Annotated in this window: 12 protein-coding genes; 6 read left to right on the top strand and 6 right to left on the bottom strand. The window is 72.9% G+C overall.

What is annotated here, in order from left to right; genetic code table 11:
* Nucleotides 1–3: 3 nt before the first annotated feature.
* Both ACIO1C_RS15055 and ACIO1C_RS15050 read right to left on the bottom strand, forming a co-directional pair.
* On the bottom strand, nt 4–2,187 hold the full coding sequence (locus ACIO1C_RS15055) for a PQQ-binding-like beta-propeller repeat protein (protein WP_401862990.1): 2,184 nt from the start codon (nt 2,185–2,187) through the stop codon (nt 4–6).
* 65 nt (nt 2,188–2,252) lie between these two features.
* Nucleotides 2,253–2,768 (bottom strand): GNAT family N-acetyltransferase, encoded by a 516-nt coding sequence (locus ACIO1C_RS15050; protein WP_401862987.1) that lies wholly within the window; start codon nt 2,766–2,768, stop codon nt 2,253–2,255.
* A gap of 117 nt (nt 2,769–2,885) precedes the next feature.
* On the opposite strand from ACIO1C_RS15050, the gene ACIO1C_RS15045 reads away from it, so the two are divergent.
* On the top strand, nt 2,886–4,310 hold the full coding sequence (locus tag ACIO1C_RS15045; protein WP_401862986.1) for a glucose-6-phosphate dehydrogenase: 1,425 nt from the start codon (nt 2,886–2,888) through the stop codon (nt 4,308–4,310).
* A 185-nt stretch (nt 4,311–4,495) separates the two neighbouring features.
* Here the strand turns inward: ACIO1C_RS15045 and ACIO1C_RS15040 are convergent, their stop codons facing one another.
* Entirely contained in the window at nt 4,496–7,180 is a 2,685-nt protein-coding gene (locus tag ACIO1C_RS15040) for a tetratricopeptide repeat protein (protein WP_401862984.1), read from the bottom strand.
* A 229-nt stretch (nt 7,181–7,409) separates the two neighbouring features.
* Here ACIO1C_RS15040 and ACIO1C_RS15035 point away from each other — a divergent pair, with 229 nt between their 5' ends.
* Nucleotides 7,410–7,601, top strand: coding sequence for a hypothetical protein (locus tag ACIO1C_RS15035; protein WP_401862982.1), 192 nt, complete (start codon nt 7,410–7,412; stop codon nt 7,599–7,601).
* 914 nt (nt 7,602–8,515) lie between these two features.
* Here ACIO1C_RS15035 and ACIO1C_RS15030 read toward each other — a convergent pair.
* Nucleotides 8,516–9,133, bottom strand: coding sequence for a DinB family protein (locus ACIO1C_RS15030; RefSeq protein WP_401862979.1), 618 nt, complete (start codon nt 9,131–9,133; stop codon nt 8,516–8,518).
* 118 nt (nt 9,134–9,251) lie between these two features.
* Nucleotides 9,252–10,286 carry a helix-turn-helix domain-containing protein gene (locus ACIO1C_RS15025; RefSeq protein WP_401862976.1) on the bottom strand — a complete coding sequence of 345 codons (1,035 nt, stop codon included), beginning with the start codon at nt 10,284–10,286 and terminating at the stop codon, nt 9,252–9,254.
* 70 nt (nt 10,287–10,356) lie between these two features.
* Between ACIO1C_RS15025 and ACIO1C_RS15020 the strand changes: the two genes are divergently transcribed.
* The 4 genes from ACIO1C_RS15020 (at nt 10,357) to ACIO1C_RS15005 (ending at nt 14,766) form a co-directional block, all read left to right on the top strand.
* Nucleotides 10,357–11,403 (top strand): saccharopine dehydrogenase family protein, encoded by a 1,047-nt coding sequence (locus tag ACIO1C_RS15020; protein ID WP_401862973.1) that lies wholly within the window; start codon nt 10,357–10,359, stop codon nt 11,401–11,403.
* 43 nt (nt 11,404–11,446) lie between these two features.
* A complete protein-coding gene (locus ACIO1C_RS15015) occupies nt 11,447–11,890 on the top strand; it encodes a helix-turn-helix transcriptional regulator (RefSeq protein WP_401862971.1) in 444 nt (147 codons plus the stop codon).
* A gap of 10 nt (nt 11,891–11,900) precedes the next feature.
* A complete protein-coding gene (locus ACIO1C_RS15010) occupies nt 11,901–12,311 on the top strand; it encodes a VOC family protein (RefSeq protein WP_401862969.1) in 411 nt (136 codons plus the stop codon).
* Between the two features lie 64 nt (nt 12,312–12,375).
* Nucleotides 12,376–14,766 carry an ATP-binding cassette domain-containing protein gene (locus ACIO1C_RS15005; protein WP_401862966.1) on the top strand — a complete coding sequence of 797 codons (2,391 nt, stop codon included), beginning with the start codon at nt 12,376–12,378 and terminating at the stop codon, nt 14,764–14,766.
* A 61-nt stretch (nt 14,767–14,827) separates the two neighbouring features.
* Here the strand turns inward: ACIO1C_RS15005 and ACIO1C_RS15000 are convergent, their stop codons facing one another.
* Nucleotides 14,828–15,475: a TetR/AcrR family transcriptional regulator gene (locus tag ACIO1C_RS15000; RefSeq protein WP_401862964.1), complete on the bottom strand. Its 648-nt coding sequence runs from the start codon at nt 15,473–15,475 to the stop codon at nt 14,828–14,830.
* Nucleotides 15,476–15,511 lie beyond the last annotated feature (36 nt).

Below are 15,511 nucleotides of genomic sequence, written 5' to 3'. Positions count from 1 at the left end.
GTGTTACGGGAGCGGGGCCGGCGCGTCCGGCTCCACGGGGCTCACGGAGAACGCGAGTCCCCCCGTCAGCGCCACGATGGCGTCGTCCTTCAGGTACACCTGGGGCGGCCCCGCCTCGGCCCGGGGGACGGCGCCTTCCCGGGCGGGGGTGCGCCACACCTCGTCGCCGCCGGCCTTCTCCAGGGCCAGCAGTCCTCCGTAGCCGGTGACGAAGTACAGCTCGTCGTACGTCTCCGACCACACCGGCGCGGACAGGTTCTGCACCTCCGTGGCCCGGCGCCACCGCTCCTCGCCGGTGCGCGCGGACATCGCGGAGACCGTGCCGTCGGCCCGCGCCGCGTAGAGGGTTCCGCCGATCAGCCGTATCGCGTCGTCCTTCGCGATCCGGCTCCGCTTCGGCAGCGGTACCCGGCGGGTGGTGCCGGTCGTGGTGTCCACCCGTACCACCGAGGAGTACGCGAGGGGCTCGCCGTTGGGGTCGACCGGATACTCCAGCAGCACCAGGTCGGACCCGTCGACCCCCGCCGGCCGCGCGTGGAACGGGACGGCGCCCACTTCGTGCGGGTCGCCGTTCGCCGGGTCGAAGCGCCACAGCGTACCCGTGTCGGACTGTGCGTCCGCCGCGTAGCACAACGCGTACAGGGCGTCGTCGCCCGTCCAGGGGTCGCAGTACGCGCCGGCCGGGACCGGGAAGCGCCAGGCCTCGGTACCGTCGGCCGCGTTCATGGCGATCAGGTTCCGCTCGTCCGCCGACAGGACCACGACCCACGTCCCGAACGCCGCCGCCCGCGCGCCGTCGGCGACGGAATGGGTCCACCGCGCCTTTCCGTCGTCGGTGCCCAGCCCGGTCACCCACTGCCGTGTGTCGGTCGACCACGCGGGACCCTCGTGGTCGTTCACCACGACGACGCCGTCCCGCGCCAGCACCGGCGTGGACGATTCGACGCCCGCGGAGAACCGCCACGCGGTCTTGCCGGTGGCGGCGTCGAGCCGGGCGGCGGTGAAGCCCTCACCACCGCAGTAGAGCGCCTCGCCCGAGACGAGACACCCGCTGCCGGAGTCGCCGGACCCGTACAGGGGTGTTTTTGTCCGTAGCGTCGTCTGCCAGGGCTGCCACCCCTTCGGGAGGGTCGGTGCGGGGGCGCCCGAGTCGTCCGAGCCCGTCGGGGCCCCGGCCGCCACGTCACCGGTCCCCGTCCCGCCGGTCCCGCCGTACCAGTCGACCGCCACCGCGCCGAGTCCCGCCAGGGCCAGGCCCGCGGCCAAGGAGGCCAGCAGCACCCGGCGTCGTGGTGCCCGCCGCGGGCGCGTGGCGGGCCGGCGCGCGGGATCCCACGTGGTCGCGACGGGCGCGGCCACCCGCCACGTACCCGTCGCACCGCCTCCCGGAAGCCCCTGGAGCAGGGGCAGCAACTCGCCCAGCCCCGGCCGCCGTCGGGGGTCCTTCTCCAGGCAGCGCGTGACGATCGACCGCAGAGGCTCCGCCACGTCGTCCAGCGTCGGCGGCAGATGCACCACGTTGTACGCCGTCAGGTACGCGCTCTCCGCGTCGAACGGCCCCCGCCCGCAGGCCGCGAACACCAGGACGGCGGCCAGGGAGAACACGTCCGAGGCGGGACCGGCACCGCGCGTCGAGTTCATCTGCTCGGGAGACATGAAGGGCGGCGTGCCGAAGACGCGGCCGGTGGTGGTGAGCGCCTGGCTGTCGGCGGCGCGGGAGATCCCGAAGTCGATGACACGCGGCCCGTCCTCGGCCAGCAGGACGTTCGCGGGCTTCAGGTCGCGGTGCACCACGCCGGCCTGGTGGATGTCCCGCAGGGCTTCGCCCAGGCCGAGGGCCAGCGTCCGCAACTCCGCGCCGGCGAGGGGCCCGGCCTCCGTCACCCGGTCGGCGAGCGTCGGCCCCGGCACGTACAGCGTCGCCATCCACGGACGCTCCGCCTCCGGGTCCGCGTCCACCACGGGCGCGGTGTAAGCACCGCTCACCCGCCGGGCCGCCGCGATCTCCTGCCGGAAGCGCACCCGGAACTCGTCGTTCTCCGCGAACTGCGCGTGCACCAGCTTCACGGCCACCTCGCGGCCGGACGCCGACCGGGCCAGATAGACCATTCCCATGCCGCCGGAACCGAGCCGGTCGACCAGGGTGTAGCCCCCCACCGTCGCCGGGTCAGAACCAATCAACGGCACAGACCTCAGCTCCCCCACCACATCAGTCACATCAGTCACATCGGCGCGACCCGTGCGACCACACCTTAGAGGAGAGCGTCCGGCGTCCCGGCGACGGGCGGGACCGTCAGCGGCTTGGCGTAGCAGAGGCTCAGTTCGTGGAAGCGGTAGTGGCCGAACTTGGCGCAGGGTTCGTAGCCGCTGGACGCGTAGAGCGACAGCGCCTCGGGCTGCTTGGTGCCGGTCTCCAGCACCATACGGATACGGCCCGCGGCCCGGGCGTCGTCCTCCAGGGCGGTCAGCACGAGCCGGGCCAGGCCGCGCCCGCGCGCCTCCGGGGTCACGTACATGCGCTTGATCTCCGCGTCCCCGTCGGAGTAGCCGTCCTCGTTCTTGTCCTGGCTGCGCCAGCCGCCGGTGGCGACCGGGACGCCCAGGTCGTCGTAGACGATCAGGTACCGGCCGCGCGGCGGGTCGAACATGTCCGGCGCGAGAGGGGTGACGTCGCCTTCGTCGCCGTACCGCTCGCCGTATTCGAGCTGTACACGATCGTTGAGCCGGACGGCGTCGGGGTGACCGAAGGAAACAGTGCGTATATCCATCGAAATGATTGTAGTTCCATGCATCGCAGCGATGTGCCACCCCCCGCCACCTCTCGGACGGGCGCGGGCCGGAGATCACACCTACAGTGAATCGAACGGCATGAGGGAAGGTGCGACATGGCCAGGACCAACGGCGCACAAGCGACGACGGACCCTACCAGCGCGCTGGACACGCTGGTCATCTTCGGCATCACCGGGGATCTCGGCCGCAAGATGACACTCCGGTCCCTCTACCGTCTGGAGCGGCGGGGCCTGCTCGACTGCCGCATCATCGGGGTGGCGTCCACGGACATGAGCACCGCGCAGCTCGCGGCGTACGCACGCGACGCGATCACCGCCACCGGGGAGCCGGTGGAGGACGCGGTCTTCCAGCGGTTCGCCGAACGGCTGACGTACCTGCCCGGCGATGTCATGGACGACGCGCTCTACGACCGGCTGGCGCGGGAGATCGGGTCGGGACACCGCCCCCTGTTCTACCTGGAGATGCCCCCGTCGCTGTTCGCGCCCATCGTCGAGCGGCTCGGCAGGGCGGACATCCTGAGGAACGCCGCCGTCGCGGTGGAGAAGCCCTTCGGGAACGACCTGGAGTCCGCGCGTGAGCTCAACGCGCGGCTGCGCGCGGTGCTGGACGAGAACCAGCTGCTGCGGGTCGACCACTTCCTCGGCAAGGAACCGGTCATCGAGCTGGAGTACCTGCGGTTCGCGAACCCGGCGCTGGCCGGCCTCTGGGACCGGAACAGTGTGTCGGCCGTCCAGATCACCATGGCGGAGGACTTCGGCGTCGAGGACCGCGGAAAGTTCTACGACTCCGTGGGCGCGCTCCGTGACGTCGTACAGAATCATCTCCTCCAGGTGCTCGCGCTGGTCACGATGGACCCGCCGACCCGCTCCGACGCGGACAGCGTGCGCGACAAGAAGGCCGAGATCCTGAGCGTCGTCCGCGCCGCCGATCCGGCGCACTGCGTCCGGGGCCAGTACGAGGGGTACGCGGACGTCCCCGGGGTGTCGGCGGGCTCCACCACCGAGACGTTCACCGCCCTGCGCCTGGAGGTGGAGAACTGGCGGTGGACCGACGTCCCGTTCTTCCTGCGGGCGGGGAAGAAGCTGCCGCTGCGGGCGACCGAGGTACGGCTCCTGCTGCGCCGCGCGCCACGGCTGGCCTGCCTTCCCGCGCCGACGCAGGCGGAACAGAACCAGATCGTGCTGCGCATCGACCCCGATCCCGGTCTGCGGCTCCAGCTGGTCGGGCAGGGCGACGACGCGTCCTGGCAGCCGATCAACCTCAGCGCCTCGTTCGCCCCGGACGTCGGTGAGCCCTTCGACCCGTACGAGCGGCTGCTGCACAGCGCCCTGACGGGTGATCACCGGCTGTTCACGCGCGAGGACAGCGTCGAGGAGTCCTGGCGGATCGTGCAGCCCCTGCTCGACGACCCGCCCGAGGTGCACGCGTACCAGCCGGGTTCGTGGGGTCCGGAGGAGGCGAAGAAGCTGGTGCGCGGCCATCCCTCGTGGCGCGAGCCCTGGACGGGCCCGGCCCGCTGAGACCCGCTCCCGCGATGCGGTTTTGAAGTGTGCGCGGTGTGCGCTACGGTTGATCTTGAGCTTGCGGCCGACACACCGGATCGCGGGCCCGGCGTTGGTGGTCCAAGGAAAGACGCCCCGCTTCCTGCGGGGAGATGCAGGTGCAAGGCCTGCCCAGCGCTCCATGACAGGCCCCGGACTCTCCGTCAGAGTCCGGGGCCTTCTGCGTTCTCCGGTTTCTCCAGTGCCGTCGCGACCTCGCGGGTGCGGGGGTGGTCCTTGCCGTGGACCCGGGTCATGTCGGTCAGCAGGGTGGTGAGGAGCGCGGCGGAGCCGGTGTGGTCACCGGCGCGTGCCAGGACTTCGGCGTGCTGTTGGCGGGTGCGCAGGGCGCGCGGGTGGTCGGGGCCCAGCACCTTGTCGACGGTCGGGCGCAGTGAGGCCAGTTCGGCCGTGGCCGCGGCCGTGTCCCCGGAAAGGCCGCGCCAGTAGGCGAGGTTGACCCGGTATGTGAGCGTCGTCGGATGGCCGGGGCCGAGGGCCCGTTCGGCGTCCTGGGCCGCGACGGTGAACTCCTCGACGGCGAGGGCCCGTTGGCCTGCCAGGCCGCGCCAGTATGCGAGGTTGTGGCGGGCGATCAGGGTGTCCCGGTGGAGCCGGCCGACCGCGGCCTCCAGCCCGGCCACCGCCCGGACGTACGTGGCGACCGCTTCGTGCGGGTCGCCCGCCTCGCCCTCGTACCGCCCCAGATCGGTGAGGACGCTCAGGGTCACGGGGTGGCCGGGGCCGAACCGCCGTTCCACGGCGGTGGCGATCGCGGCGCAGGTGTCCCGCGCGCCGACGGCGTCCCCGGTCAGGCTGCGGCAGAGAGCGGCGTTCCGCCGCGCGTCCGTCACCAGGGAGTGGTCCGCGCCGAGCACGGTGGCCGCCCGGCCGGCGAGTTCGGTGAAGTCGTCCAGGGCCTCGGCCACCGCCCCGGCCTCCATGCGGAAGCGTGCCTCGTGGAGCCGTACGGTCAGTGTGTCGGGGTCCGAGGGTCCCAGGGTCCTCTCGGCCTCCCGCCGGATCTCCACCAGGGAGGCGAGCGCGGTCGCCGCCTCTCCCAACTCGCCGGTGGCGCGGGCGACCTGGCCGCGCAGCACCAGGACGTCACGGTGTCCGTCGCCGAGGGTGGCGCGGGCCTGGGCGAGCAGTTCCCTGCAGACGTCCCGCTCCGCCGCGTCGCGCCCCAGTTCGGCGAGGTACGGACCGACGCGGCGCAGGACCGGGTGCATGCGCCCGTTCCGGAGCAGACCGCCGGGCGCGGTCCGGCGCAGGGACTCGACACCGCGGTAGAGGGCCGCCTCGGTGTCGGGCCCGTACGGGGACTCCGCCGTGCCCGACCAGAGTTCCTCGATCGCGTCGGCGGCGGCGCCCGCGAGGCCGGGCAGGGCGTGGGCGGGTACGGTCTCGCGCGTCGCGCGCTGCACCAGGGCGTGCGTCTCGACCGAGGCGGGGGTGCGGGACGGTTCGTGGGTGATCAGGCTGAGCCGGTGCAGGGCCCGCAGGGCGAGGAGGACGGCGCGCTCGGCGGAACGGGGGTCGGGGCCGGGGTCGGTCCGCGCGCTGTCCCGGTATGCGGTCATGGCCGCTTCGATCCAGCCTCGGGCCGCCGTGGTGTGCAGCACCGCCTCCGGGATGCCGTCCGGGGCGAGCATCGACACGAGTTCGAGCGTCGCCCGGGCACTTCCGGCCGGTGCGAGGGCCTCCGCCCGGTCCAGGGCCAGCTTCCACGCGGTCTCCACCGTGTCGCTGTGTTCGTCGGCCGGGGAGGTCGCGGGCAGCAGGTCGGACAGTGTTTCCCGCCGGTCGTCGAACAGCCGGCGGTAGGTCGTCAGGGGCATGCCGGTGTCGATGAGGAACGCCGCCGCCTGGGACAGCGCGAGCGGGAAATGGCCGAGGGTGTGGGCGAGGGCGCCCAGTTCGCCGTCCTTCTCCCCGTCCCCGTGTATGTCCGAGTCCGTGTTCACCGCGAGCCGTGAGCGGAGGTAGCCGACGGCCTCCTCGGGCGCGAACATGCCGACCCGTACGACCCGGGACGACGACCGGATCAGTGCCGCGTCCCGGCGGCGGGTGGTCGTCACCGTCTTGCCCCGGTCCCCGACGGGGCGGATCCCCCGCAGGTCGGCGGGGTCGTCCACATCGTCCAGCACGACGAGCCAGGGCCGTGGTGCGGTGCGCAGCCAGGCGATGAACAGGTCGGCCTGGGTCTCGTCGTCCCATCCGCGCCCGCCAACCTCGCCCGAGACGACCCGCCAGGCGCGGGCGTACGCCGTGAGCACCGACTGGCGTGAGGACGCGGGCACCCAGACCCGTACCCCTCCCGGGCGCCGGGCCCGGTGGAAGGTGGCGGCGGCGAGCTGGGACTTCCCGGCGCCGCCGGGTCCGGTCAGGACGACGTCCCGTACCGAGTCGTCCAGCAGGGCCGCCTCGACGGCGTCCGACAGGGCCGGCCGCTGCCGTAACGACGCGGCGTCGCTGGGCGGCCGGCCGACCACCACGTCGTCGGGGGTCGCCGCCGCGCGGTTGTCGTACGCCGCGCGCCACAGTCGCTCCCACTCGGCGATCGACGTCCGGGAGCCGCCGGGGTCGACGGCGGACTCGACGGCCCGTACGACCGCCACCACGGCGTGGAAGTCCCTCGGCACCGAGCGCCCGCTGAGCCACTCGCCCAGACGGCGGGCGTTGACGGTGATCCGGCGCCCGGACGGCAGGGCCGTACGGCTCACCCGTGCCGCGAGCATCTCGTCGGACAGGTGGGGCAGTTGGCGCCTGAGCCGGGTCAACGCGGCGGCGAACAACGCTCTTGGCGGGTCCTCGGGCCGGGACTCCTCGGGCTCCGCTTCTTCCATCCGGCCAACTCTAGGCGGACCGGGGTGTTTTGGGGACGGTCACGCCTGACCCCCGGTCCGGCCCGGTCCGGGGACTTCTTACCGACGTCCCGGCCCGCCCCGACCTGGCCTTTCGCCGTCGGCTGCGTCTCGCGCCCGCCGGGGCGCGGGGCGTGAGGGCTACGTTCTCGCTCCGTCGGCAGGTGGGCGGACAAGAAGCGAACGACGGAGAGAAGAGGAGACACCGGACATGGCACAGGGACAGGGGCAAGAGGACGCGGGGAACGGCCACGTGGGGTGGGCGGTGCTGGTGCTCGCCGGTTCGAGCGGCAGCGCCGTCGGACTCATCGGCGGGGTGCCGGGACTCACGTTGGTGGCGGGGTTCCTCACGATCATCGGCGTGATCGGCCTGACGGCCGCGCGCCGCAAGCAGCGGTCCTGAGGGTCGGCGAACGTGACGGCGGCGGTCCTGAGGGTGGGCGAACGTGACGGCGGCTGACGGCCGGCCGCCGCGGCCGGACTGACGCCGCGATCGCGCCTGGTCGCGCGGGGCGACCGTGGGGGGGCCGGGGTGGCGGGGGGGGCCACCAGGGGGCTGCCACGGGGCGCGGGCAGCGGGGAGGTGCCGCGCGGCGGGGGGCCGGCAATCGGGGGCGGGGGCCGTGGGCCTGCTGTAGGGAGCAGGCCCATCGTCGGGGGGCGGCTACGGGGCCAGCCTCAGCGGGGGGGCTGCCCAGCGGGGGGGCGGGGGCGGCCAACTGCGGGGCCGGTTGGCCGTCCAGGCGTCCGCGACAGGCAACTGGCCACGTGGGCTGCGGCAGGGGGCCCGGCAAGGAGGGTGCCCGGGGAGCGGAGCCGTCAGGGGGGAGCGACCCAACGTCGGGGTGCGGCCACAGGGGCCCGGCCCAGCCCTGCCGGTGGCGGCCGACCGCGAGGGCCGACTGCCGGAGGGGTGGAACCGGAGGGCTGTCGGCCAGAGAGGCCATCTGCCGGAAGGGTTGGATCCAGAAGGCTGTCGGCTGGGGGGGCGGCCAGGAAGGAGCGGCCAGTTACGGGCGCTGCCCGCGCAGCCGGGAGCGGGAGCGGGGGCGGGAGCGGGAGCGGGAGAGGAATGTGATCGGCCGAGCCCGAGGCGCGACGCGGCAGAGCCGCCGACAGGCGTGGCCTCGTCCCGGCGAGGGGCGAACAGTCGACCGCCCCGAGGGGCGTAGCCTCCTCCCGGCCAACGGCCGGACGCGGTCGACCGACGCGACGCACACGGCGAAGGCACACCCTCCCCGCGAGCGGGGGAATCCGGTCAGCCGGGGCGGCGCGCGATGCGGCCGACACGCCAGAGACGGGGCCGCCGCAGGCGGGTCAGTGCCCGCCTGAGCGGTGCAGGTCGCGGAGCAGGGCGATCTCGGCTCCGTGGTGGAGCACTTCCTGGTTGACCCACCACACGATGTCGACGAACGGCTCTTCGGCGTCGCTGCCGTGCGGGTAGGTGCAGTACCCCACGGTGTCGAGCGCCGCGTCGTCCACGGCCGCCAGTGCCTTGCGCCAGGCCGCCGCGCCTTCCTCGAAGGCCGCGACCGCGCCCGCCGCGTCGCCGCTGACGGGGTGGTCGTCGCGGGTCAGGACGTGCCGGCCGGCCGTGTGGTCGGCGCGGAGTGTCAGCATCTCGGTGAGGTGGCTCAGCCGCCAGGCGAGGGTGGTGAAGGGCGGGGGCCACGGGTGGGGGTGCGGCGCGGCGTCACGCCCCCACGCGCCCGCGGCCGCCAGGAGGGTCGCGCGTGCGCCCGGGCCGTCCGCGCGCCGCCGGACCGACCAGCAGTCGGGCACCGGCTCCCAGAGGTACTCCGCGTCCGTCAGGGGGCCGACCTCGGTCTCCGCGCCGTCGCCGCTGTCCATGACGGGGCCGGCCAGACGGCCGACGAGGCGCTCGCACGCGAAGTCGAATTGTTCCAGCAGAGGGACCAGCCGCGGGGGGATCACTGAACGCTCCCATGCTCGACGGAAGGAGAGAAAGAGAGAGGGACGGGGAGGAGAGGGAAGGTTGGCGCGTCCGCCAGCTTGGCACGGCCCCCACCTCACCGCACCTCCCTCAACTCCCTCACCGCTTTCGCGTGTCCGCCAGGCCCGGCTCCGATGGCAGCTCCCCACCCGAACGTGCCGTTCCTCCGCCGAGCGGGGTCCGGTGGACGCGGAAGGTGCTCCGGTAGGTGTCCGGCGGCACACCGAGGGCGCGGTGGAAGTGCCGGCGCAAGGTGGCGGCGGTCCCCATGCCCGTGCGGGCGGCGATGAGTTCGACGCTGTCGTCGGTGGTTTCGAGGAGTTCCTGGGCGCGGTGGACGCGCTGGGTGTGCAGCCAGCGCAGGGGGGTGACACCGGTGGCGGCGGTGAAGCGGCGGGTCAGGTTGCGGGTGCTCATGTTCGCCCGGCGGGCCAGGTCGGGCACGGTCAGCGGCTGGTGCAGCCGCCCGCTCGCCCAGTCCAGCAGGTCCGCGAGCGCGTGGCCGGTGTCGGCCGGGGCGGGGACGGCGACGAACTGGGCCTGGCCGCCCGCGCGTCGGGCGGGCACCACCAGGCGGCGCGCCAGCGCGTTGGCGACCGCCGCGCCGTGGTCGAGTGTGACGAGGTGCAGGCACAGATCCATCCCGGCGGCCTTGCCCGCCGAGGTCAGGACCGTACCCTCGTCGACGTAGAGGACGTCCGGGTCGACCTGGACCCGGGGATGGCGCGCCGCGAGTGTGGCGGCGTGTTCCCAGTGGGTGGTGGCGCGGCGGCCGTCCAGCACTCCGGCGGCGGCCAGGACAAACGCCCCGGTGCACAGGGACACGACCCGGGCGCCCCGCGCGTGCGCCGCGCGCACGGCGTCCACCAACTCGCCCGGCAGGTCGGCCTCGACGTCACCACAGGCCGCGACGACGACGGTGTCCGCGTCCGCCAGGGCCTCGTACCCGTGCGGGGTGTCGACGCGCAGCCAGCCGCCGAGCCGCGCCTGCCGGGGGCCGCAGACGCGGAAGTCGTACCACGGCTCGGCCAGGCCCCGGTCGATGCCGAACACCTCGCAGGCCGCGGCGGCTTCGAACAACAGGGCCCCGTCGTACAGCGCCAGCACCACAGAGGTCGTGTCCGACGAGGTCATGTCCGAAAGTGTACGCATCTCGTCGTTTCAGCCACTCGTAGCCGCTGCCCCCGGCCGTGATCATGGCTGAATGAACAGACAACAGCGGGCAGTTGCGGTCGTCGGCGCCTATGGCCACACCGCCGCCTTCGTCCTCGCCGAACTGCGCCGGCGCGGCTTCGCTCCCCTGCTCGTCGGCCGCGACGCCGCCAGGCTGCGCGCCGCCGCCCGACCGTACCCAGGAGCGGACCCCCGGGTCGCGTCGATCGCGGATCCGCCGTCTCTGGACCGCGCGCTGGCGGGCGCGGCGGCGGTCATCAACTGCGCGGGTCCCTTCGCCGACACGGCGGCCCCCGTGATCGACGCGGCGCTGCGCGCCGGCATCCCCTACCTGGACGTGGCCGCCGAGCAGGCCGTCGCCCTGGAGACGTTCGAGCGGTACGCCCTCCGGGCCCGCGACGCCGGGGTGGTGGTCGCCCCGTCGGTGGCGTTCTACGGCGGGCTCGGCGACCTGTTGGCCTGCGCGGCGATGGGCGACTGGCCGGACGCGGACGACCTCACGATCGCGATCGCCCTCGACAGCTGGCTGCCGACCCGGGGCACCCGCGAGACCGTACGGCGCAACGCGGGCCGCCACCTGGTCTTCACCGGCGGCCGGCTCACCCCGCCGCCCCCGCCGCCCCCGGGCCCTCCATGGACGGACACCTGGCCGTTCCCGCGCCCGCTGGGCGTCCAGGAGGTCACCGAGCTTTCCACGGCCGACCAGGTCACCATCTCCCGCCACCTGCGGGTGCCGGAGATCCGCGTCCGTATCAACCGGGCACCCCTGCGCGACCTGGGCGATCCCGGGACTCCCCCGCCCACGGCGGCCGACAGCTCCGGACGCTCGGCCCAGACCTTCGTGGTCGACGTGGTCGCGCGCCGGGCCGGGGAGGAGCGCCGCGCGACGGCGTCCGGACGTGACATCTACGCGGTCACCGCGCCCCTCGTGGTGGAGGCGGCGGTACGGATCCTCGACGGCCGGGTCCGTACGGTCGGGGTGGCCGCCGCCGGAGAGCTCTTCGACGCCCCGGACTTCCTGCGGGCGCTCGATCCCGCCCACCTCACCTACACCGCGCCCGGCGCGCACCGGCCCTGACCCGCGCTGGTCGCCCCCGGCCTCTCCATGGCACGCTTTCCGGGTGACCAGCAGACCCACCCCGGAGCAGCACCTGCTCGACCTCGCGCGGCTGCGCCGCGTCCGCGACCGGATCGACCGGGAGTACGCGCGGCCGCTCAACGTGGAGGCGCTCGCCCGCGGGGCACACATGTCGGCCGGGCACCTCAGCCGCGCGTTCCGCCTCGCGTACGGCGAGTCACCGTACGCGTACCTGATGACCCGCCGTATCGAGCGCGCGATGGCGCTCCTGCGGCGGGGGGACCTCAGCGTCACCGAGGTGTGTTTCGCGGTCGGCTGTTCGTCGCTGGGCACCTTCAGCACACGCTTCACCGAGCTGGTCGGAGTGCCGCCCAGCACCTATCGGCGCCGCACGGCGGGCGCGACGGCGGAGATGCCGTCGTGTGTCGCGAAACAGGTGACGAGACCGGTCAGGAATCGAGAAGCGCGGGCCTCGGGCCGCACCTAGTGTGACCGGCATGGACCTCACGATTCACACCACGTTCCTCCCGCACGTCGACGCGGACGCGTCGCTGGCCTTCTACCGCGACATCCTCGGCTTCGAGGTGCGCAACGACGTCGGATACGGCGGGATGCGCTGGATCACCGTCGGCCCCGTCGGCCTGCCCGGCACGTCCATCGTCCTGGAGCCGCCGGCCGGCGACCCCGGCACCACGGACGACGAGCGCCGTACCATCGTCGAGATGATGGCCAAGGGCACCTACGTCCGTATCATTCTCGCCACCGCCGACGTCGACTCCACCTTCGCCGAGCTCCAGGCCGCCGGTGCGGAGGTCGTCCAGGAGCCGACCGACCAGCCCTACGGTGTACGGGACTGCGCCTTCCGCGATCCCGCGGGCAACCTGATCCGGATCAACGAGGTGCGTTGAGCGAGCGGTCCGGGGCGACAGACAGCGCGGCAGACAGCGCGGCAGGAAAACAGATGGAGACACGATGAGCAGGCCCACCAGGGCGGACGCGCAGCCGCCCGCGCCGCACGTCGCCGACAGCCACGAGCTGATCCGCGTGCACGGCGCGCGCGTGAACAACCTCCAGGACGTCAGCATCGAGATCCCGAAGCGGCGGCTGACCGTGTTCACCGGCGTCTCGGGATCGGGCAAGAGCTCGCTCGTGTTCCACACGATCGCCGCCGAGTCGCAGCGGCTGATCAACGAGACGTACAGCGCGTTCGTGCAGGGCTTCATGCCGACGCTGGCACGGCCCGAGGTGGACGTACTCGAAGGGCTGACCACCGCGATCATCGTGGACCAGCAGCGGATGGGCGCCGACCCCCGCTCCACGGTCGGCACCGCCACCGACGCCAACGCGATGCTGCGCATCCTCTTCAGCCGGCTCGGACAGCCGCACATCGGCCCGCCCGGCGCGTACGCCTTCAACGTGCCCTCGGTCCGGGCGAGCGGCGCCATCACCGTCGAGCGCGGCGACAAGAAGACGGTGAAGGCGACCTTCAACCGCACCGGCGGCATGTGTACCCGCTGCGAGGGCCGGGGTGCCGTCTCCGACATCGACCTCAGCCAGCTCTACGACGACTCCAAGTCGATCGCGGAGGGCGCGTTCACCATCCCCGGGTGGAAGTCCGACAGTTTCTGGACCGTGCGGGTCTACGCCGAGTCGGGCTTCCTCGACCCGCACAAGCCGATCCGCGAGTTCACCAAGAAGGAGATGGAGGACTTCCTCCACCGGGAGCCGACCAAGGTCAAGGTCGAGGGCGTGAACCTCACCTACGAGGGGCTGATCCCCAAGATCCAGAAGTCGATGCTCTCGAAGGACAAGGAGGCGCTCCAGCCGCACATCCGCGCGTTCGTGGAGCGGGCGGTCACGTTCACCACCTGCCCGGAGTGCGACGGTACGCGGCTGAGCGAGGGGGCCCGCTCCTCGAAGATCGAGCGGATCAGCATCGCCGACGCCTGCGCGATGCAGATCAGCGACCTGGCGGACTGGGTCCGCGATCTGGACGAGCCGTCGGTGGCGCCGCTGCTCACCACACTGCGGCAGACCCTCGACTCGTTCGTGGAGATCGGTCTCGGCTACCTCTCGCTCGACCGGTCGTCGGGCACGCTGTCGGGCGGCGAGGCGCAGCGCGTCAAGATGATCCGGCACCTGGGGTCCTCGCTCACCGACACCACGTACGTGTTCGACGAGCCGACCGCCGGGCTGCACCCCCATGACATCCAGCGGATGAACGACCTGCTCCTGCGGCTGCGGGACAAGGGCAACACGGTGCTCGTCGTGGAGCACAAGCCGGAGACGATAGCGATCGCCGACCACGTGGTCGACCTCGGGCCCGGAGCGGGAAGCGCGGGCGGCACCGTCTGTTTCGAGGGCACCGTCGAGGGGTTGCGGACCGGCGGCACGCTGACCGGGCGCCATTTCGACGACCGGGCCGCCGTCAAGGAGACGGTACGGACCCCCACCGGCACGCTGGAGATCCGTGGCGCGACGGCGCACAACCTGCGGGACGTCGACGTCGACATCCCGCTCGGGGTCCTCGCCGTCGTGACCGGTGTCGCCGGTTCCGGCAAGAGCTCGCTGATCCACGGTTCGGTGTCCGGGCGGGACGGGGTGGTGTCGATCGACCAGAGCGCGATCCGCGGCTCGCGGCGCAGCAACCCGGCGACGTACACGGGGCTGCTCGATCCGATCCGCAAGGCGTTCGCGAAGGCCAACGGGGTGAAGCCGGCGCTGTTCAGCCCCAACTCCGAGGGTGCCTGCCCGACGTGCAACGGTGCCGGGGTCACGTACATCGACCTGGCGATGATGGCCGGTGTCGCCTCTCCCTGCGAGGAGTGCGAGGGGAAGCGGTTCCAGGCGTCGGTTCTGGACTACCACTTCGGCGGCCGTGACATCAGCGAGGTGCTCGCGATGTCGGTGAGCGAGGCGGAGAAGTTCTTCGGCGCGGGTGAGGCGCGTACGCCTGCCGCGCACACGATTCTCGACCGGCTGGCCGACGTCGGGCTCGGCTACCTCAGCCTCGGACAGCCGCTCACCACCCTCTCCGGCGGGGAGCGGCAGCGGCTCAAGCTGGCGACCCACATGACGGAGAAGGGCGGTGTGTACGTCCTCGACGAGCCGACCACCGGCCTCCACCTCGCCGACGTCGAGCAGTTGCTCGGGCTGCTGGACCGGCTCGTGGACTCCGGGAAGTCGGTCGTTGTCATCGAGCACCACCAGGCGGTCATGGCGCACGCGGACTGGATCATCGACCTGGGCCCGGGCGCGGGCCATGACGGCGGACGGATCGTCTTCGAGGGCACGCCGGCGGACCTGGTCGCGGACCGCACGACCCTCACGGGCGAGCACCTCGCGGCGTATGTCGGCGGCTGACGAAGGTCGCCCCGCCGCCGGTGTGACCTCGGCGGCGGGGCGTACGCAGTTCTCGATACGGTCAGCGTGCCGACAGGTCGTCCAGCTCGGCGGCGAAGAGCAGGCCGCTGTCGAAGCCCATCCCGGCGAAGTGGCCCGCGAGTTCGAGGGACAGCACGCCGTGCAGCCGGGTCCAGAAGATCAGGCCCCGGTGGAGGGCCACGGCTGAGGCCGGGTGGTCGCCCGCCCACTGCCGGTGGTCTTCGAGATGCGTCTCGAACGGCGTCGCGGGGCTCTCCGACGGCAGGGGGGCGAAGGCGTCGAGCACGGTCGTCATGATCTCGGACGCGATGGCGGTGATGTCGTCGGGCGCGTGGTAACCCGGGACGGGGGTGCCGTAGATGAGGAAGTACCGGTGGGGGTCCGCCAGGGCCCAGCCGCGCATGGCGTGGGCCGGCGCGGCCAGGTCGGCGCTGGACGCGGCGGCCGTGCGGAAGGCGTCGGCGAGGCTTCGGTACGCGTCCCGGATGAGTTCGGTGATCAGGTCGTCGCGGCTGGCGAAGTACCGGTAGAGCGCGGGTCCGCTCATGCCCATCCGCTTGGCGATCGCGTTGAGGGAGAGCGCGGACGCCCCGGCCGTGGCGATCTGCTCCCACGCGTGTTCCTTGACCTCCGCGCGCACCTGGGTCCGGTAGCGCTCGCGGGGGGTCGTGGTGCCCGCCTCTGCCATGGCCTGCCGCCTTTCCACGCCTGAGCGTCTACAGTC

This window comes from Streptomyces sp. NPDC087420, from assembly GCF_044744165.1.
Lineage (GTDB): Bacteria > Actinomycetota > Actinomycetes > Streptomycetales > Streptomycetaceae > Streptomyces.
Note: the sequence above shows the minus strand (reverse complement) of the source record. Positions and strands in the feature narration are given on the sequence as shown.

Bases quoted from the DNA above. Each gene is read 5' to 3' on its own strand.
- ACIO1C_RS15005 (WP_401862966.1), top strand. From the start codon at position 12,376: ATGAGCAGGCCCACCAGGGCGGACGCGCAGCCGCCCGCGCCGCACGTC.
- ACIO1C_RS15050 (WP_401862987.1), bottom strand. From the start codon at position 2,768: ATGGATATACGCACTGTTTCCTTCGGTCACCCCGACGCCGTCCGGCTC.
- ACIO1C_RS15000 (WP_401862964.1), bottom strand. From the start codon at position 15,475: ATGGCAGAGGCGGGCACCACGACCCCCCGCGAGCGCTACCGGACCCAG.
- ACIO1C_RS15010 (WP_401862969.1), top strand. From the start codon at position 11,901: ATGGACCTCACGATTCACACCACGTTCCTCCCGCACGTCGACGCGGAC.
- ACIO1C_RS15020 (WP_401862973.1), top strand. From the start codon at position 10,357: ATGAACAGACAACAGCGGGCAGTTGCGGTCGTCGGCGCCTATGGCCAC.
- ACIO1C_RS15025 (WP_401862976.1), bottom strand. From the start codon at position 10,286: ATGACCTCGTCGGACACGACCTCTGTGGTGCTGGCGCTGTACGACGGG.
- ACIO1C_RS15045 (WP_401862986.1), top strand. From the start codon at position 2,886: ATGGCCAGGACCAACGGCGCACAAGCGACGACGGACCCTACCAGCGCG.
- ACIO1C_RS15040 (WP_401862984.1), bottom strand. From the start codon at position 7,180: ATGGAAGAAGCGGAGCCCGAGGAGTCCCGGCCCGAGGACCCGCCAAGA.
- ACIO1C_RS15035 (WP_401862982.1), top strand. From the start codon at position 7,410: ATGGCACAGGGACAGGGGCAAGAGGACGCGGGGAACGGCCACGTGGGG.